Here is an 18,050-nt window from a genome sequence, read left to right as displayed (position 1 = left end):
CTTAAGGATTTGGACAAGTTTCGCTCTCATCTCTTCCTTGGGGAAAGCACCTCGGGTAAAAGCTCTTAGAGCCAAAATTACACACTCTACATGTACATTGGAGTACTCTTAGATGACTGCTATCATCGACATTATTGGTCGCGAAATTCTCGACAGCCGCGGCAACCCTACTGTAGAAGTTGATGTGCTTTTGGAAGACGGCTCCTTCGGTCGGGCTGCTGTTCCGTCAGGCGCTTCCACTGGCGCATTTGAAGCTGTTGAACGCCGCGATGGCGGCGAGCGTTACCTTGGCAAAGGTGTTGAGGACGCAATTGAAGCTGTAAACGGCGAAATCTTTGATGCTGTCGGCGGTATGGAAGCCGAAGATCAGATCAAAGTTGATCATGCAATGATTGAGCTTGACGGCACTGCTAACAAAAGCCGTCTTGGTGCAAACGCAATTCTCGGCGTTTCCCTTGCTGTTGCAAAAGCTGCTGCTGAAGCATCTGCTCTGCCGCTTTACCGTTACGTAGGCGGTATTGGCGCGCGCACTCTGCCTGTTCCGATGATGAACATCATCAACGGCGGTGAACATGCTGACAACCCAATCGATTTCCAAGAATTCATGATCATGCCAGTGGGCGCAAGCTCTTTGCGTGATGCTGTTCGCATGGGTTCTGAAATCTTCCACACCTTGAAAAAGGGTTTGTCCGCTGCAGGTCACAACACCAATGTTGGCGACGAAGGTGGTTTTGCACCTAACATCGGTTCTACCGATGAAGCAATTGGTTTTGTACTGAAGGCGATCGAAAAAGCTGGTTACACTCCTGGCGACGACGTGATGCTTGCATTTGATGCTGCTGCGACTGAGTTCTATGCAGATGGCAAGTACAACCTGAAAGGCGAGAACAAAGTTCTTGGCTCCCAGGAAATGGCACGTTACCTTGAAGATCTGGTAACAAAGTACCCTGTGTTCTCAATCGAAGACGGCATGGCTGAAGAAGATTGGGAAGGCTGGAAAGCTGTTACCGAAGCAATCGGCGACAAATGTCAGCTGGTTGGCGATGATCTCTTCGTGACCAACACTGAGCGTCTTGCACGCGGTATTGCTACCAACACTGCAAACTCCATCCTCGTTAAAGTGAACCAGATTGGCTCTTTGACAGAGACCATGGAAGCTGTTGAGATGGCACACCGTGCGGCATACACTTCAGTTATGTCTCATCGTTCTGGTGAAACCGAAGACAATACCATTGCTGATCTTGCAGTTGCATTCAACTGTGGCCAGATCAAAACTGGTTCTCTGTCCCGTTCTGACCGTATGGCTAAGTACAACCAGCTTATCCGTATTGAAGAAGAACTGGGTCCTCAGGGCATCTATGCTGGTCGTTCTATCCTTCGCGGATAAGACTTTTCAGCCTATGTTTGAATTCAGAAAAGCCGGTCTTTGTACCGGCTTTTTTGTTGAGCTGAGTTATTTTCTTTTCAAGCGGCGAGAGATATAAGCAACGATCTCGTAAGCCCCCCAACCGACAATCATGTACCCCCAGAGTATCGGGACAAGCAGCAGGCCCCACGCTGCGAAGATGCCAAGCGAATACAATAACTCACCAAAGTCGTAGCCAATCACTGTGCAGGCATTGGCGTAGCCCTCATGTATTTTGCAGCCGCCAACTTCGCTTGCCGCGAATACGACCAAGGCGGAGATTGCCCAGAAAATAAGGGGTGCAGAAAAGAGAGTGAGCAGAATTCTGCGTTTGGTCATTCACGTTTATCCCTGACTTGAAAGAGCTGGCAATTTACCAACTCCTACCAGTATCGACTAAGTTGAAGCTCAGGGCTACTCGCCAGTTTTTGTTTCTTCTGCATGACGGATTGCAGCGGCCAGTGTTTCGGGATTTTCAGCACCTGCAACCGCGAAACGGCCATCGATTACGAAGAATGGAACGCCTGTTACGCCAATCTCGTGGGCCCGTACAACATCGGCCTCGACTTCTTTCACATCCTGTTCCGAATTGAGAAGCTCCGAGACGAGTTTGCTATTCAATCCAGCCCGTTCTGCTGCATCTACGAGTGTCTGGTGGTCGGTCAGATCAGCTCCATCCACAAAGTAGAGGCGGAAGAGCTCCTCGACCATAGCATCCTGCATCCCTTCTGACCGAGCCCAGCGGATTAACCGGTGGCTATCAATGGTATTGGGAGACTTAGTGATGGCATCAAAATCAAATGGAATGTCCTCATCGGCACCCGCATCGGTAATATTTGCGTAAATTTCCTTGGCTCGCTCAGTGCCGCCGAATTTATCTTCAAGATACTTTTTGCGATCCTTGCCTTCTTTGGGGATGGTCGCATCAAGTTGATAGGGGTGCCACTGAACCTGCACGGAGCTTTGCGGCAACATCATGAGTGCTTTTTCCAGTCGGCGCTTGCCGATGAAACACCAGGGGCACATGACGTCAGAGATAACATCAATTAGTATTGGGGCAGGTTTGGGCATCTTTATTCTCAGCTCTGCAGTATCTAGGTACAATGAGCTATATTACCAGAAAATACCGGGAAATCTGGTGCTTATCTCTCACAGTTTTGTGAAATAGAGGTTTGGTTCTAACCGTTGCCCAAGCCTGTGGTGCGGACCATGACGAGTACTCGGTTAGAGAGCTGGTCCATGCCTTTTTTGGTGCGCAGGACTGCAACTGGTCCTCGGCCTTCGATGTTGGCAACAAAATCCTCATCCCGGCAGACAGCCATGGCGATTGAAAGCACTGTTCCACTCCAGTAGATCTGGTGTTTGGCAAAGGCTTGTGGATTGTTGCCTGTGAAGCGTTCTATAAGTTCTAGCAGATTAAGTTCATAGATGGATTCACCACGCCGTTTTGTTGAATCTTCTAGTAAACTCAGGTAGTTGAGGTATGTTTCCTCTGCGAGGTAATCCTCGTTGTCCTGACGGGTAAGCCATTGGCTGGAAACGGTTAGGATTGCATCGGTTAACCGCTGGCGTCGACCTGCACGGACTGCGCTGATAACGTGGCCGGCTAATGCTGTGTCTGTGACTGGAACAAGCAACACGTCCGTAGCTCCTGCAGAATAGAGCAGATGGGCCGACTCTTCATCTTCGCTATGCGCCAGAATCGGGAGATTGAAGTATCGCGGATCAGCTCTCAGACGCTCAATTTCCTCACAGGCCTGCCAAGTCGGCATGTCTATCAGGACAGCTTCGAAGCGGCGATCTGTTAGATAGTCCTCTGTCATCTCTGAGGAAAAAGCCCCAACGATCTCAACCGGAAGATCCAGAGCTGCTTGTGCCCGACCAAAATGTTTGCCAAATCCCGCGACTAGAAGGCCTGTTGATTTTAACGGCCCAAATTCAGTTTTGTATTCAGGTAATGGACCAAACAGACCGCGTCGTAATCGTGCCTCTTCTGCGCGATTTGCCAATCGTCTCAGCCCAGCAATTCGTGGAAGAAGAACATCAGGTGAGATAGCATCACTAACTGTAGCACTGGGTTTGAGTTCCAGAGGAACCCGTGCACTTCCTGTTGTAATGACCATCAAGGGGACTTCGACGCCCGGTCCTTTTCGGAAATTCTTGATGGTTCGCGTAAGCTCTTCCAGCTCGGGCGGGTTATCTTCCTGCCATGGCAATAAAATACAAATGGGAAGAACGTTAGAGCCTTGAAATTCATCCATCAGCTGCTTGCTGTTGCGCACAACAACGAGCCTATCTGACAGAACGGTCAGAGGTTCCAGCATATCAAAGACACTATTTTGCACTGGAGCAATCAACAGGATTTTGCCCCAACTCACATCGTGCTGTTCCGTCTCTAATGTCTGGTTATCTTCTGCCATTCATCCCCTCAGGCGACAGCTTCCGTTTGTTTAGGCTGGGAGCGTCTGGTCAATTTCTGTCTATCTACAAGGCCATCATCCGTCATTGGTAAAGCTCGCAATGACAGAATACGGTGCGGCATCATGGTAAGACTGACCCGAGATGCATCGAGATAAGCGTAGAACGCTTCCACATCTACGAGAAGTCCTTCAGACGGTACCACTGCTACCATAAGGCGCGCACCCATTAATTCATCTTCTACCAGAAAAGCGGCTGCCTCTTTTACCCCCGAAAATTCACTATATATCTCGTCGAGGCGTTCCAGTTCCAAAAGACCAGGGGCTCTTTGACCAGGTGTTCCAAATCCGTGGATAGCTCGTGTAACCTCGTGGACACCAACAGGGATCTGGGTAATCAGGCCATGTTCGCCCAGTTCATTTGTAAAGAATTTGAAATGCGACTCGCTAGATGGCCAGTCTGCATCTGGCACCATCGCGCCCTTTAATTTTAGGTGATAATTTATCTCTGTACTGAGTTTTTTGGAGGAAAAATTCTCCGTAATTTCAACGGGCTCTATATTAATGAGGCATGGGCCATGTGTAGAGGTACTAGGTGCAAATTGGTTGCCCGGAATGAGTGGTACTGGTTCCTCAGAATGACCTCTCAAATGAGCGACTAATGCATATTCATCCAGCACATGAAGGTCTGTCATGACGCCTTTAGCACGGTAGTTGAGCGGCTTGGGAGACGTGATTGACCAGGTCGCCACAGTGTTGGTGTTCCACCCATCGAGCGCTCCATTTAAGTGCGCTGACAGCGGTCCAGGGGTTAAAACATAATTTGCTTCTATTGACCTTGCGTGGTCCGTTAATGTGGATAACGAGCGTGGATGATGGAGATGAAGTGTTCCTTCGCTCAATAACCACGGTATGAGACCCGCCCCAATGCCAGTTATCCCGCAGAGGACATAAGGCAACAGTATACGGGCACCCGGTTCCAACCGTGTTTCAAGGAAAGGCATGAGGCCTGTTGAAACCCAATGGTTGTGACTGCGCGGGATTGGGCTAATTTCTGATCCGGAGTGAACCCAGGTGAGTGTTGCGATGTGGTTGGCAGGTACGCCTTCACGCTCCACGACAGGTTCTGGAAATGCATCTCCGTTTTGGGCAATCATCGGACCCATATCAATAAGTCCGTCTGGAATGTCACTCCCTAATCCGAAAACAAATCGCAAAGAGAAGAAATCTGCCGCTGCATCGCGAGCTTCGTCACCGAGCATGCGCGTTTCAACACGGTCAGCTGTGATCAGCGCCTTTGCGTCTACGGTGCTGAGCGCTCGCAATATTTCAGAGTGACGCCAATGCAACGGAAAGGGAGAGACAATCAGGCCTGCGCGCAAAGCGCCTAACATACACAGCACAGTATCGACAGTGTTTGGTGATTGGAGGCCTATTATATGGTCAGGTTCCATGCCGACAGCTGCAAAAAAGCCAGCGATACGGCTGATCTCATCTTCTGCTTCAGAGTAGGTCAAGTGGCGTGGTTTGCCGCCTGTCCATGTTTCCCGGTCTGGTGCGTCTACCAATGCCAAACGGTTTGGATGTTTTTGCGCTGCACGACGAAACAGCATGTCGAGCGTAATATTGCCCCAAACGCCTGTTGTGCTGTGATTTGCAATTGCATCGGTATTTGACAGTATCATTTAAGTTAAGTCCACTGAGCGACAGGGAAAATCGAGATTCGGCGCGTTGGTTCGTAAACACTTTTGTTGACTGGGCTGTCTTCATCAAGAAGGCAGCCCAATTTTTATGTGTTTATCTACTCTTTAGGTGCGTTCCACCAGGTATCGTACTGCATGCCGTAAAGTGGTGTTTTTTGTGGGTGCTCTGTTGTGGTCCAGCGAGCGACCCATTCTGCCGGGGCGTGATACAGAGGAATGGCATAGAAACCAGAGATGAGTGTCCGGTCAAAGGCACGAACGGAAGCGACGAATTCCTCGCGGCTGCGGGCAGCAACCAGAGCCTCTACGAGTGCATCGATTGCAGGCTCCTTTGCACCTACTATGTTTCTGGAACTCCTAGTATCTGCAGCTGCAGAGGACCAGCGTGAATACTGCTCTCCGCCTGGAGAAAGGGATGCAAACCACGTGGAGAAGAGACTATCAAAATCAAAGGATGAACGGCGTTCTTCAAACTGAGCAGCATCTGCAAACCGGACTGTAATTTCAATTCCGAGAAGTTTTGCGGTGCGTTGTAAAGCAAGTGCAACTTTCTCTTCATCCTGTACACGGACGAGAATTTCGAAAGCGAACTGTTCGCCTGTTTGCGCATGAACGAGTTTGCCCTGATCTAATTTGTATCCAGCCTGTGTTAGCAGGTTAAGTGCTTTGCGTAATTCTTTGCGGTCGCGCCCGGAGCCATCTGCCTGTGAAGGGCGCCATGTCCCGTCCATGATGTCTTCCGTCACTGCATCAGGGAATGGTGCGAGGAGTTTTTTCTCAATCTCGTTTGCTGGTTGGCCTATGGAGGACAGGTCTGTGTTATCCCAATACCCATCGGTGCGCTTATAAAGACCGTCGAAGAGCGTCCTGTTGATCCAGTCAAAATCCAATAGCATTCCAAGCGCTTGACGTACGCGTTTGTCTGCAAACTGAGGGCGTCTTGTGTTAAATGCGATGCCTGTCATGCTGGGTGGAGTGCCACGTTCAAAGACGTCCTTGACAACTTTGCCCTCTTCAAATGCGGGGAAGTTACCTGCATTTTCCCAAAGGCTTGGGTTGCTGTAGATCAGGGCTTCGCTGTCGCCTTTTCTAAAGGATTCCTGCAGTGCATTGTAATCACGGTAATAGTCGACTGTTACTTCATCAAAGTTATCGAAACCGATTTTTTGAGGTAGGTCTTTTGCCCAGTAATCATCACGGCGTTTGTATGTTGTGCGGCGACCAGGGTTGATCTCGGAGAAGATGTAGGGACCGGTTCCAACTGGCGGGGTTAGCGTGGTGTTGCCGAATGTTTCAGGATTTGTGGTGCGGCTGTTGAAGATGGGCGCCAGAGCAATCAGCAATGGAAGTTCTCTGTCGCTGCCGTCTTTAAAATGCAGTTTGATGGATCGTTCGCCTGTTTTTTCGAACTTCACCACCTTGCCGTACCAGCGGGCAAAAGGTGGGCGACCATGATCGCGGATGGTTTGCAGCGAGAAGATGATGTCGTCTGTTGTGAGGGGATCGCCATTGGAGAATTTGGCAGCAGGGTTCAGGCGGAACTCAATCCAGTTGCGTTCATCCGGTATGCGGACGGCCTCTGCCAGATGCCCATATAATGTAAACGCCTCATCATTGGACCGTAGGAGAAGGCTTTCCAGAATGTAGGATCCCATCTGGCGTTCCTTCATTCCACGTGCTGATGTCCACGCCCCTTTGAGGGCAAATGAATTCAGACTGTCGAATGTTCCTTGCACCCCCAGGGATAACCGGCCTCCTTTGGGAGCCTGCGGGTTTGCGTAGGGCAGATGGGCATAATCCGCTGGGAGTGCCGGTTCGCCATGCATTGCAATCCCATAAGTCCATGGAACTGTATCTTCAGCAAACGCCAAGGTGCATGTCATGGCGCTCATACTGGAAATGACAACAAGCCCCCTAGTTAAAGTGGTTAGTCCATTCACACATCTATCGAAAGTCGTCATTGGAATTTCTCCTAGGGCATCCTGCAGAAACTAGCAATAATACGATTCTACGGAAAATTCAGCCTACGAGGCTTTGGAAAACACCTGTAACCACCCCAATCTATAGGTAGAAAAATGGTTCTGACGTGTTTAAAGAGTACATAAGTAGCATTTAACAGGGGCACTGCCTTTTTTTCAGCTCTGTTCTGACTATGCTTGGCACCTAACAAGCAGTCGAGACACTGTTGAACCTAAAGATTGGTTGCTGCGTAATTGCCGAGAGCGCAAATTTTGCTGCCTCGGATCAAACTTTGAGGAAATTGGGGATGGCCATCAATTTTAAGGGCGTTCTGACTGGTGGGATCATTGCTGCTCTTGCCGCTGTAGGCTTTGCGGGCACTAGTGTTGCACAGATTGCACAAGCTGACGATGCTTGGGTAAAGGTATGTAACACCGATCCAAAGTCTAAGAAAGAATTCTGCCTAATTACACAGGAACTGCGCACGGACACTGGTCAGTTCCTCGCTCAAGCTGTTGTGCGTGAAGTTACTGGCGAAAGCCGTAAGTTGCTGCACCTTGCCGTTCCTCCAGGAATGCTGATTCAGCCGGGTCTGCGTGTCCAGGTTGATGGTGGCAAGCAGGCTGAGGCAAAGTACACAATCTGTTTTCCAAACGCTTGTATAGCTGAGATGGTTATTGATGACACGTTCATAGCTGGCCTGAAAAAGGGCGGTAAGCTGATCGTTACCACTTTGAACCAGCAGGGTAAGGCTCGTCCATTCGACCTCACCTTGAAAGGGTTCACTCGTGTGTATGATGGCGAAGCTATCAAGCCAGAAGAATTGCAGGCTAAGCAAGAGCGTTTGCAATCTGAACTTCAAAAGCGTGCTGAAGCTGCACGTCAGAAATTGATTGAACAGCAGCGTAATGCAAGCGAATAATTTTTCGCTTTAACTTCCGCATTGTTGGAAGAGCTTTGAGAACAAAAAACCCGAAGGAGATTTCCTTCGGGTTTTTTTTAGTTTTGTCTGATGCAAGGGCCATAAAAATAGCGCTTGTTCAATATGATGAAGCAAAGTTGCGTTAGTGAATCTCTACGTCTTTGACGATGTAGCTGCCATCTGTTGTTTCATCAAAAAATTCTTCGACTTGCGGGTGGCGTACAGGCTCGCCGCTGTCATCCTGTTCCAAGTTTTGCTCTGACACATAGGCAATGTATTCACTCTCTTCGTTTTCAGCGAGAAGGTGATAAAATGGCTGGTCTTTGCTTGGACGTGCATCTTCGGGAATTGACTCCCACCATTCTTCCGTATTGTCGAATGTGGGATCAACGTCGAACACGATGCCACGAAACGGGTACAGGCGATGACGTACAACCTGTCCAATTCTGAATTTCGCGGTTCTCATTGTCTCCATAATCCACCAAGCTTTCGCAGATATTGTCTAGTTTCAGGGCGCCTTAAAGCTCATGTTGTGGGCGCCTTGTCAAGCTATATAGGGCAGCAAAAAGGCGAGATGCCGTTCAAACCTTGCGTTTTTTATGGTTTGGGATGGAATAAGCGGTCACAATTCATTGATATACACAAATGAGGCGGGGGAAGGAGAGGCCTGAGCCTCTCCTTGAAAAACTCAGGATTGGTATGCTTTGGCGAGCTCTGGATCTCTTGAAATGACAAGATCTGCAAGGTCGCAGATCACTTTTGCCTGCTTCCATGTTGCGTCATCCTGCATTTTTCCGTCCAGCATTACAGCACCGGTGCCATCTGGCATGGCCTCTAAAATACGGCGTGCGAACTTCACTTCGTTAGGTTCTGGAGAGAATACGGATTTTGCAATGCCGATCTGACTTGGGTGGAGGGTCCACGTGCCCAGACACCCCATGAGGAAGGAATTGCGGAATTGAGACTCGCAGGCATCTGGGTCGCTGAAATCTCCAAACGGTCCGTAAAACGGTTTGATGCCTGCCGCAAGACATGCATCGACCATCTTGGCAACGGTGTAATGCCATAGATCCTGCTGATAACGAGCGCGGGGTGCATCGCCATTGCTGTCTGCCAACACCTGATAATCTGGATGACCACCGCCAACGCGTGTTGTCTTCATACCGCGTGAGGCTGCTAGATCTGCTGGGCCAAGGCTCATGCCGTGCATGCGTGGGCTTGCTGTTGCGATAGCCTCCACGTTGTTGACGCCCTCAGCGGTTTCCAGGATGGCGTGGATTTGAATTGGAGAGGTGATGCCGGATTTTGCTTCCAGCTGTGCCAAAAGCTGATCAAGATAATGGATATCCCAGGGGCCATTCACCTTAGGCAGCATGATCACATCAAGCTTGTTTCCGCAGCGGGTGACGATTTCTGTGATGTCATCCAGAACCCACGGGCTTTCCAGGGAGTTGATGCGTGTCCAGAGTTTGGTGGAGCCAAAATCATTGTCATTGGCCATTTTGATGAAGCCCTCACGGGCGTTCAGCTTCTCATCTGCTGGAATTGCATCCTCCAGATTACCGAGGATGACATCGACCTGAGAGATCATTTGCGGGATTTTTCCGCGCATTTTTTCAATGTGTGGCGGAACGAAATGAATCATACGTTCCAGCGCGACTGGTGGTTCAGCAAACGGAGCAGGGGCGCCAATGGCCAGTGGCTTATAATAGGAACGATAGGTTTTCATTTGGCAGGTTCCCTCCCGAGCAAATTTCATTCATGTGGAGAGGAGTATACAGGTTATGGTGCGGTGCAGAATTTGCTCTTTGGGATAAGTTCGGCTGTGGCGCTGCTTAGATCCACTTTTTCATGATCCACATCCACTGGGATGGTTCTTCACGGATCCATTCCTCAAACTGGTCGTGGACAGCTTGTGTGGTGGTGATAGCGTCCTGCACACGGTCTTTGGTTCTTGCAACAGGGATTTCCTTGGCAATGATCTCAAAGCGAGCCCCCTTGGTCCGCCGAGCTGTTACCGCGATCAGGCGCTTGTTCATGGTGCGGGCAAGGGCAGCTGGAATGTGGGTTGCAGCAGATTGCTGGTTGAAGAAATTAATCTTCACGCCGCGTACATCTCTTACATCTGCAACGAAGGCGACCGAGCCTTTTTTGCGTAGGATGGAGATGATTTTGGTGCCGGTGTCATGGCCTTTGCTGTAGAGGCCAAGCTTGTAGAGGAAGTCGCGTTTGCCGACCAAATATTCCTCTGAGTATGGGTTCTTGAGCTTTTGGTAAACGCCAGCCAGCGGCAGGCCCAGATCCTCTGCTTTGTCTGAGACGACTTCCCAGTTGCCGGAGTGCATGGTTACCAAAACAGCGCCTTCACCAACGGATGGTGCAAACACCTCCGGATTTGGGTAGATGACGCGGGATGTGTCCTTGTGGATTTTGGATAGCAAAACGGTCTCGGCAGAAACCCGGCCAAGGTTTTCCCACATGTCCCGGATAATTTTATCCGCTTCATTGAGCGTCATTTCCGGGTAGGCGGCCATGATGTGCGCTTTGGCTCGCGCATGCCTGTGGGTCATGGGAGCGAACACACGCCAGGCATTTCCCATAAATGTAGAGGCCCAATCCAGCGGCATTGAGCGCAGAATTCCGCCAATAGCTCGCAGGGCTAGCCATTCAAGACGATAGGCAAGGTTTTCGCGTGGTGTTATGGGGCGGCGGGTTTTTTTCGCGTTCATTTTGGCCTTTGAGCGGCAGGACGTTTCCTGTTCCGTTTACTCACTTACTATACTGTCGTAGTTGCCGGTATGCCAACCTCTGTCGAATGGCTATATACGCTGAACTCGGCCATGGTGATTATCCAATTGGTGTTTTAAAAGCAACTCATTCTCCATTATGTCACGGAGAACTCATCGAATTTGCATGGAGAATTGGTTTTAATGCTCAATGTCGTGAATTTGGCACTGCCATTTTTCCTTTTGATTTTCCTTGGGTTCGTCTCAGGAAAAGGTGCAAAACTTTCGCGTGATGGTCTCGCGTGGATGAATTTTTTTGTGATTTATCTGGCGTTGCCTGCGTTGTTTTTTCAACTTCTCTCAGAAACACCGCTGGAAGAACTTGCAACGTTTGATTTCGTTGCGGCGACGACCTTCGCTACCTTCGCGATGTTTGCATTGGCGTTTTGTCTGGCTCGTTTCATATTGCGTGGAAATATCGGAGAATCAACAGTTCAAGCGCTTGTCGGGTCCTATTCCAATATTGGATATATGGGGCCGGGTGTAACTTTGGCTGTGCTTGGGGCCGGCGCGGCTGTGCCGACAGCGCTGATTCTGTGTTTTGATACGATTTTGCTCTTTATTCTGGTGCCAATGATGATGTCGATTGGCGGTTCTCAGAACATCAAGATTGCACCGCTGGTTTTTGAGATCCTGAAGAAGATCATCACCCATCCTTTCATATTGGCCGTTTTTGCGGGGATTTTGGCCGCGGCGATAGAATTCAAACCGCCAATTGCTTTGGATCAGACAATCTCATTTTTACGTCAGGCCGCGGCGCCCTGTGCTTTGTTTGCTATGGGGGTGACGATTGCCTTGCAGCCGAGCCGACGGACTGCCAAAGATCTGCCAATTTTGCTTCTCATCAAGCTGGTGGTGCATCCGGTGCTGGTGTACATCCTGCTGGATTGGATTGGCGGGTTTGAACCGCTTTGGGTCTACACGGCTGTGTTGATGGCAGCGTTGCCACCGGCTGCAAATGTGTATGTCTTAGCCCAGCATTACGGGAGCTATGTGGAGCGAGCCTCTACAGCGGTTCTGTATGGAACACTGGCCTCTGTGGTTACGCTGCCAGCGCTCATTTATCTCATTCAATCCGGACATCTGGTGCCGTAATTAGTTGCCTTGAGCACGCATGAGGTTTGGCAGGCTCCATGATGGGGCAATGCCTTCGCGCATAAGCAGGCGGCGGACTAGTGGAATTCTGGAGGCTGTGTAAAGGCCAAGGCTGCGCAAAGCCTGTACGGGCAGGGCATCTGTCAAAAGAGATCGGTTCAAAAGGTCAACGGCTGTTGTTCTGGTTAAGACGTCAGCTTTGCGGTTGCGATCATATTTTTGCAAAAGCTCTGGTGAACCCATGTCTGCTTTGGTGTGTTTCGCGTTTGCCAGCAACTCTGTTGCAACAGCCACATCCCTCAAGGACAGATTAAGCCCTTGAGCGCCAATGGGAGGGAAGGCATGTGCAGCTTCTCCCATGAGCAAGGACCGATTGCCGCCCATCTGAAGGGCTGTTAAACCGGAGAGTGGGTAGACTTGCCTCGGGCTTGCAAGTTTTAATTGCCCAAGCACGAATTTGCTGATTTTTTCAAGTTCAGCTTCTAACGCTTCATCCTGATATTTGTTGAGCGTATCAGCCCTTTGAGGTGTTTCTACATAAACCAGAGATGAGGTCTTGCCCGGCAATGGAACCATGGTGAAGGGGCCGGTATTGCGATGGAATTCAGTTGAAATGTTGTAGTGCGGCAGTTCATGTTTAAGGTTGAGAACCAATGCTGCCTGATTGTAGATCCAGTTTTTGGTTTTAATCCCGGCTGAGCGGCGTACCGCAGAATTACGGCCATCTGCGCCGATCACAACATTGCAGGTCAGAGTTGATCCATCGGCCAAAACAACGGAGGCTTTATGGTCGTTGCTTGTGACTGTTTCCACTGACCCTTCGATGCGTTCAATAAGCTCACAAGATCCAATCAGATCAAACAGAACGCGGTTGAGGTCTTTGTTGAGGATGTTGTAACCGAAGGCGGGCAGGTCGAGCTCAGAGGCTGAAAATGTTGTTTCTGGGGCTCTTAGCAAGCGGTCAGTGCCATCAATGAGGCGCATCTTTTCAAGCGGCGTGAAGGAGGTGCGCAGGTCTTTCCAGATGCCGATATTATCCAGAAACTGACGCGACGCGTCCATCAGGGCTGTTGTTCGGGCATCCTTGAGGTTCACTGGAGGGCCAACCAAAGCGGTCTCAATGCCGTTTTTCGCAAGAGCCAATGCTGCGATCATTCCCGCAGGGCCTGTGCCGACAACAGCGCATTCGAAGCTTTTTGCTTGCGTAGGCAATGCTAAGGCATTGTTGTCTTGCGTGCTGCTTCGTTCGATTTTCGCTGTCATGTTCTTCATCCCGCAGTTCGTTTGCGTTCTAATCTATACGGTATCTATGGGATAATGCCGATGGGTTTCAAGGTGGACAGCGGGAATAGTCCCATGTGATCGCGCTTTACCTGCATTTCTTTATGACAGCTACACCATGTCGCAGTCTGCTTGTTTAGATTTGAACTACATCAATGTCGCATTGGGACAAATACTGCTCTATTAGACATCTGCAGCAGATTTTACACCGTGCTTATGGCCGTGGTTTTTGTCCGCGAACTTTAGATTGTTCAATTGAGGTTGGTTATGTCGCTCAGCAGCCCGAAACCAGATTTCCAGATGTCCTACCGGCTCCCTTACTTTGTATTGGGCGGCGCTGTGGTGATGGGTTGGCTCTATCTGGCTGCTATGGTTGTGGACATGATTGCCCGTATGGATATGGGCGAAATGGGACCGGGCATGGAGCTGTTCAATCAGTTCAACATGTTCAATGGCCTGCCTGAGCATATTCGTGTGCAGTTGGCGTCGCTCTGTTTGCCGTTGGCTCAGGAAGCGTTTGGTATGCCGGGCCTGCTTAATATGGGCCTTTACGACTATTTTCTGCTGTTTATGATGTGGTTTATGATGGTTCTGGCCATGATGTTACCAACTGCAATGCCAATGTTGCAGACCTATCATGAAGCGCGGGGCGGCAAAGCGATTTATGTTGTTGCTGGTGGGTATCTGGCGGTGTGGACCGCGTTTTCAGTGGTTGCAACTGTGGCACAAGGGCTGCTGCATGAAGTGGGTGTAATGACGCCTATGATGATGCCTGTCTTTTCCAGCCTAACCATTACCACTGTGATTGCGGCGGCAATCTATCAATTTACCCCTTCAAAACAGTCTTGTCTGGACCGGTGCCGTACCCCTAACGTGGCACTGGCCTTGCATTCAGGTGAGCAAAAACAGAGCGCGTTCCAATTTGGAATTGAGCAGGGTCTTTATTGTCTGGGGTGCTGTTGGGCGCTCATGGTGCTTATGTTTGCGGTGGGAATCATGAATATTATTTGGATCGCGCTGCTTGGTCTCATAATGACACTTGAAAAAAAGAGCAAAACACCGTTTACAAGCTATGGAATAGGCACCGCGCTTCTGCTATGGGGCGCTGCAAACATCTATTTTGCTCGGGCGGACTTACCACTCTTTGAAGCTTTGGGCGATAGATTGTTCTAAACGGTGCTTTCACCTAAAGAATAATAAAGGACCTGAAGTTGACTGGTCAGACTCAAACCCGGCTGTTCCTCATTCACATACTCACCGCATTGGGTGCGCCCATAGCGTTGTTTGCGCTTGTCGCAGGAGCGAACGGCAATCTGCCTATGATGTTTTTCTGGCTCTGGGTGGCACTCGTTGTCGACGGGCTGGATGGTCCTTTAGCGCGCAAGTATGACATACAGAATCGCTTGCCGCGTTGGAGCGGCGTTATTCTGGATTTGGTGATTGACTATGCCACCTATGTTTTCCTGCCTGCATTTGCGCTTTACCAGAGCGGATTGCTTTCAGAATTCTGGGGACTCTTAGCTGGAGCGGTGATTGTGTTTACCGGCGCGATTTATTTCGCTGATGGAAACATGAAAACCGACAGTGGCGGGTTTAGCGGCTTTCCAGGTGTCTGGAACATGGTGATCGTCGTGCTGGTGACGCTGCAATCTCCACCGTGGATCATTATTGGTATGGTCATTGTGTGCTCCGTTTTGACATTTGCACCCGTTGAGTTTGTTCATCCTGTTCGCACAGTGAAATGGCGCCCTTTGACAATTAGCATTTTGATGGTCTGGAGTGCCGCGCTGGCACTGGCGCTTTATCAGGACTTTATTATTGAGAACTGGCTGTTTGCGTTGATCACAGCGACCAGCCTTTATCTGTTCTGCGTTGGGGCTGCTCATCAAGTGTTTCGGAAGATCTGATTCTTTCCGTATTTAAAGATAGAACGCCCGGCCTGTTGGTCGGGCGTTTTGCGTTTTGAACCTATAGTTTCTCTATGGAATGTACGATTGGTTCAAGCTGCTTGCAACTTGCGGGCAATATGGTCAAACTCCGTACCCTGTTGTTTATAAGGGGATGTCCTAATGGTCCGTGCAGTACGCGTTGAAAAAACTGGTGATCCGTCCGTTCTCACCTATGTGGAAATAGACCTGCCATCACCGCAGGCCGGTGAAGTGCGTATTCGTCATACAGCTATCGGCCTCAACTTCATTGATACTTACTTCCGCTCTGGCCTCTATCCAGCACCAGCTGGTCTGCCCTTCATTCCGGGCAATGAGGGCGCGGGCGTTGTTATTGCGCTCGGAGAAGGCGTCACAAGCCTCTCAGTGGGGGATCGTATCGCCTATGCTGGGCCTTTGGGGGCCTACAGCGAAGAACGGAACATTCCTGCCAGCGTGCTTGTTAAAATTCCTGATGGGGTGAGTGATGAACAAGCTGCCGCGTTGATGCTGAAGGGCATGACAGCACGTTATCTGTTGCGTGAGACCTATAAGGTAACTGAGGATACTACGTTGCTCTATCATGCTGCTGCTGGTGGTGTTGGTTTGATTGTGGGGCAATGGGCCTCCGCCCTTGGTGCGACTGTTATCGGGACGGTCAGCTCAGAGGAAAAGGCTCGGTTGGCTCAGGCAAATGGCTATCAGTATGTGATCAATTACAAGAGCGAGGATTGGGTTGGACGTGTCCGCGAGATCACCGATGGTCGCGGCTGTGATGTAGTCTATGACGGTGTTGGCAAGGATACATTCCCTGCGTCTCTGGATTGCATTCGCCCACGCGGGTTGTGGTGTTCATTTGGTCAATCTTCTGGCCCGCTTCCTGATTTTAATATGGGAATTTTGTCTCAGAAGGGTTCCCTGTTTGCGACCCGCCCTACCTTGTTCAGCTACATAGCGGAACGGTGGGAACTTGAAGAAACGGCTGGAGATCTGTTTGCAGCGGTGGCTGATGGCACAGTGAAAATTCAGATCAATCAACGTTATGACTTAAAAGATATCGCGCAGGCGCATATCGATCTTGAAGGCCGTAAAACCACCGGGGCAACTGTCATCATTCCTTAAGGATAGAACAGCGTAAATACAGGGAGAGCAGATGGATCGATCGCGGTATCTTTATGGACCAGCGCTGAGGTACTTTGCCGAAGCAGCTGAAGCAAACTCCATTCGGGCGGCAGCTCGCAAGCTTAATGTGGCATCTTCAGCAGTGAACCGGCAAATCCTAACGCTGGAAAAGCAGCTCGGGATGGAGCTCTTTGAACGTGTGGGCCGCACGATCCGTCTTTCTTCTGCCGGCGAAATCCTGCTGGCGCATATCCGTAGAACGCTTTCAGACTTGCACGCTACCGGTGATGAGCTTGATGCGTTGAAGGGGTTGCGGCGCGGCGTTGTTTCCATTGCGACTGTAGAAAGCGTAACGGAAGCAATCTTGCCGGAGCTTATTGCGCAGTTTCGCAAAGATTACAGCGGCATTCATGTGAAGGTGCAGGTGATGAGTGCGGACCGTGTTGCACAGGCGGTAGAGCGGGCTGAGGTAGATGTAGGGTTCACGTTTGAACCGCCAGAAACTGACGCGCTCCATGTTTCCTTCAAGCAGGCGCTCCAAATAGGGGCAATTATGGCTCCAACACATCCTTTGGCAGGCAAAGAGGATGTCACTCTTGCTCAATGTTTTGAGCATCCAGTTGCCATGCCAGCTCATGGCATATCGCTGCGAGGCCGGTTGGATGTGGCTTTGTCGCTGAGTTCCATTGGAGGGCTGACGAGCGTAGAGGCAAATTCCCTGCGCTTTATGAAGCATCTTGTGCGTTCTGGAGAGATGATTGCATTTCAGACAGTGATTGGGCTGGAAGAGGAACTTGCCGCCCAGCGGCTGGTGTTTAAACCACTGGCTGACCCTGCTTTAGCGGTTGATCATTTCTGTATTATTACCTCGTCATTACGCGGTCTGGCATTGGCTCCAGCAATCTTTTTTGAGCAAGCCGTGGCAAGATTGGAAAAGATGTTGCCTACATCTGATGCCTAAAAAGCATCATGCATAGCGTTTTTTTGTTCTTTTGTTGTCACCTAGAGTCATGCACTGTGTAATTTCACGTAGATTCTAGCATCTCTTGTTGATGCTTTTGAACAGACGAGGAAACTATGGGGCGTTTGACCACCCACGTTTTAGATAGTGCTCAGGGAAAGCCTGCCCAAGGCGTGCGTATTGAGCTGGTTCGCCTCAATGGTGAGGTTGCCTTACCGCTTGGCACGTTCGTGACGAATGAGGATGGGCGTGTTGATGGACCACTGCTGGACGGGGATAGTCTCACACTCGGCACCTATGAGCTTCGCTTCCATGCAGGCGATTATTTGCGCGGTGACGGTGTTTCTCTATCTGAACCGGCATTTCTTGACGTTGTTCCAATCAGATTTGGTATTGCTGACGTAAACAGCCATTATCATGTGCCACTCCTGCTTTCACCCTACGGTTACACCACGTACAGGGGGAGCTGAACTG

At 50.1% G+C, this 18,050-nt stretch carries 17 protein-coding genes; 8 read left to right on the top strand and 9 right to left on the bottom strand.

Annotated elements, in window-relative coordinates; genetic code table 11:
* Positions 1-112 precede the first annotated feature (112 nt).
* The gene (gene eno / locus BLS62_RS12010) at positions 113-1,387 is read left to right on the top strand and encodes a phosphopyruvate hydratase (protein ID WP_093180940.1); all 1,275 of its coding nucleotides are present in this window, start codon (positions 113-115) and stop codon (positions 1,385-1,387) included.
* Positions 1,388-1,453: 66 nt separating this feature from the next.
* Here eno and BLS62_RS12005 read toward each other — a convergent pair whose 3' ends face one another.
* The 5 genes from BLS62_RS12005 to BLS62_RS11985 all read right to left on the bottom strand — a co-directional run bounded on the left by BLS62_RS12005 (position 1,454) and on the right by BLS62_RS11985 (position 7,486).
* A complete protein-coding gene (locus BLS62_RS12005; protein ID WP_208990833.1) occupies positions 1,454-1,744 on the bottom strand; it encodes a hypothetical protein in 291 nt (96 codons plus the stop codon).
* A 75-nt stretch (positions 1,745-1,819) separates the two neighbouring features.
* Entirely contained in the window at positions 1,820-2,476 is a 657-nt protein-coding gene (locus tag BLS62_RS12000) for a DsbA family oxidoreductase (RefSeq protein WP_093180937.1), read from the bottom strand.
* 107 nt (positions 2,477-2,583) lie between these two features.
* On the bottom strand, positions 2,584-3,825 hold the full coding sequence (locus BLS62_RS11995; protein WP_093180935.1) for a PleD family two-component system response regulator: 1,242 nt from the start codon (positions 3,823-3,825) through the stop codon (positions 2,584-2,586).
* 8 nt (positions 3,826-3,833) lie between these two features.
* Entirely contained in the window at positions 3,834-5,507 is a 1,674-nt protein-coding gene (locus BLS62_RS11990; protein ID WP_093180932.1) for an AMP-binding protein, read from the bottom strand.
* Positions 5,508-5,623: 116 nt separating this feature from the next.
* The gene (locus BLS62_RS11985; RefSeq protein ID WP_093180930.1) at positions 5,624-7,486 is read right to left on the bottom strand and encodes an extracellular solute-binding protein; all 1,863 of its coding nucleotides are present in this window, start codon (positions 7,484-7,486) and stop codon (positions 5,624-5,626) included.
* A 305-nt stretch (positions 7,487-7,791) separates the two neighbouring features.
* Between BLS62_RS11985 and BLS62_RS11980 the strand changes: the two genes are divergently transcribed.
* The gene (locus BLS62_RS11980; protein ID WP_093180928.1) at positions 7,792-8,406 is read left to right on the top strand and encodes an invasion associated locus B family protein; all 615 of its coding nucleotides are present in this window, start codon (positions 7,792-7,794) and stop codon (positions 8,404-8,406) included.
* Between the two features lie 142 nt (positions 8,407-8,548).
* Here BLS62_RS11980 and hspQ read toward each other — a convergent pair whose 3' ends face one another.
* The 3 genes from hspQ to BLS62_RS11965 all read right to left on the bottom strand — a co-directional run bounded on the left by hspQ (position 8,549) and on the right by BLS62_RS11965 (position 11,135).
* Positions 8,549-8,881, bottom strand: coding sequence for a heat shock protein HspQ (hspQ, locus tag BLS62_RS11975; RefSeq protein ID WP_244283580.1), 333 nt, complete (start codon positions 8,879-8,881; stop codon positions 8,549-8,551).
* A gap of 213 nt (positions 8,882-9,094) precedes the next feature.
* Positions 9,095-10,135 (bottom strand): HpcH/HpaI aldolase/citrate lyase family protein, encoded by a 1,041-nt coding sequence (locus BLS62_RS11970; protein WP_093180924.1) that lies wholly within the window; start codon positions 10,133-10,135, stop codon positions 9,095-9,097.
* 106 nt (positions 10,136-10,241) lie between these two features.
* Complete coding sequence (locus tag BLS62_RS11965; RefSeq protein ID WP_093180921.1) at positions 10,242-11,135, bottom strand: lysophospholipid acyltransferase family protein; 894 nt, start codon at positions 11,133-11,135, stop codon at positions 10,242-10,244.
* 201 nt (positions 11,136-11,336) lie between these two features.
* Between BLS62_RS11965 and BLS62_RS11960 the strand changes: the two genes are divergently transcribed.
* Positions 11,337-12,287 carry an AEC family transporter gene (locus BLS62_RS11960; RefSeq protein ID WP_093180919.1) on the top strand — a complete coding sequence of 317 codons (951 nt, stop codon included), beginning with the start codon at positions 11,337-11,339 and terminating at the stop codon, positions 12,285-12,287.
* Here the strand turns inward: BLS62_RS11960 and BLS62_RS11955 are convergent, their stop codons facing one another.
* Complete coding sequence (locus tag BLS62_RS11955; protein WP_208990832.1) at positions 12,288-13,550, bottom strand: UbiH/UbiF family hydroxylase; 1,263 nt, start codon at positions 13,548-13,550, stop codon at positions 12,288-12,290. It lies immediately after the preceding gene.
* A 285-nt stretch (positions 13,551-13,835) separates the two neighbouring features.
* Between BLS62_RS11955 and BLS62_RS11950 the strand changes: the two genes are divergently transcribed.
* The 5 genes from BLS62_RS11950 to uraH all read left to right on the top strand — a co-directional run bounded on the left by BLS62_RS11950 (position 13,836) and on the right by uraH (position 18,046).
* Complete coding sequence (locus BLS62_RS11950; protein ID WP_208990831.1) at positions 13,836-14,741, top strand: DUF2182 domain-containing protein; 906 nt, start codon at positions 13,836-13,838, stop codon at positions 14,739-14,741.
* A 38-nt stretch (positions 14,742-14,779) separates the two neighbouring features.
* Complete coding sequence (locus tag BLS62_RS11945; protein WP_093180913.1) at positions 14,780-15,475, top strand: CDP-alcohol phosphatidyltransferase family protein; 696 nt, start codon at positions 14,780-14,782, stop codon at positions 15,473-15,475.
* 162 nt (positions 15,476-15,637) lie between these two features.
* Entirely contained in the window at positions 15,638-16,615 is a 978-nt protein-coding gene (locus BLS62_RS11940) for a quinone oxidoreductase family protein (protein WP_093180910.1), read from the top strand.
* 31 nt (positions 16,616-16,646) lie between these two features.
* On the top strand, positions 16,647-17,576 hold the full coding sequence (locus BLS62_RS11935) for a LysR family transcriptional regulator (protein WP_093180908.1): 930 nt from the start codon (positions 16,647-16,649) through the stop codon (positions 17,574-17,576).
* A gap of 116 nt (positions 17,577-17,692) precedes the next feature.
* Positions 17,693-18,046 carry a hydroxyisourate hydrolase gene (gene uraH, locus BLS62_RS11930; protein WP_093180906.1) on the top strand — a complete coding sequence of 118 codons (354 nt, stop codon included), beginning with the start codon at positions 17,693-17,695 and terminating at the stop codon, positions 18,044-18,046.
* Positions 18,047-18,050: the final 4 nt, after the last annotated feature.

The organism is Pseudovibrio sp. Tun.PSC04-5.I4, from assembly GCF_900104145.1.
Lineage (GTDB): Bacteria > Pseudomonadota > Alphaproteobacteria > Rhizobiales > Stappiaceae > Pseudovibrio.
This window is presented reverse-complemented; position numbering and strand designations above follow the sequence as displayed.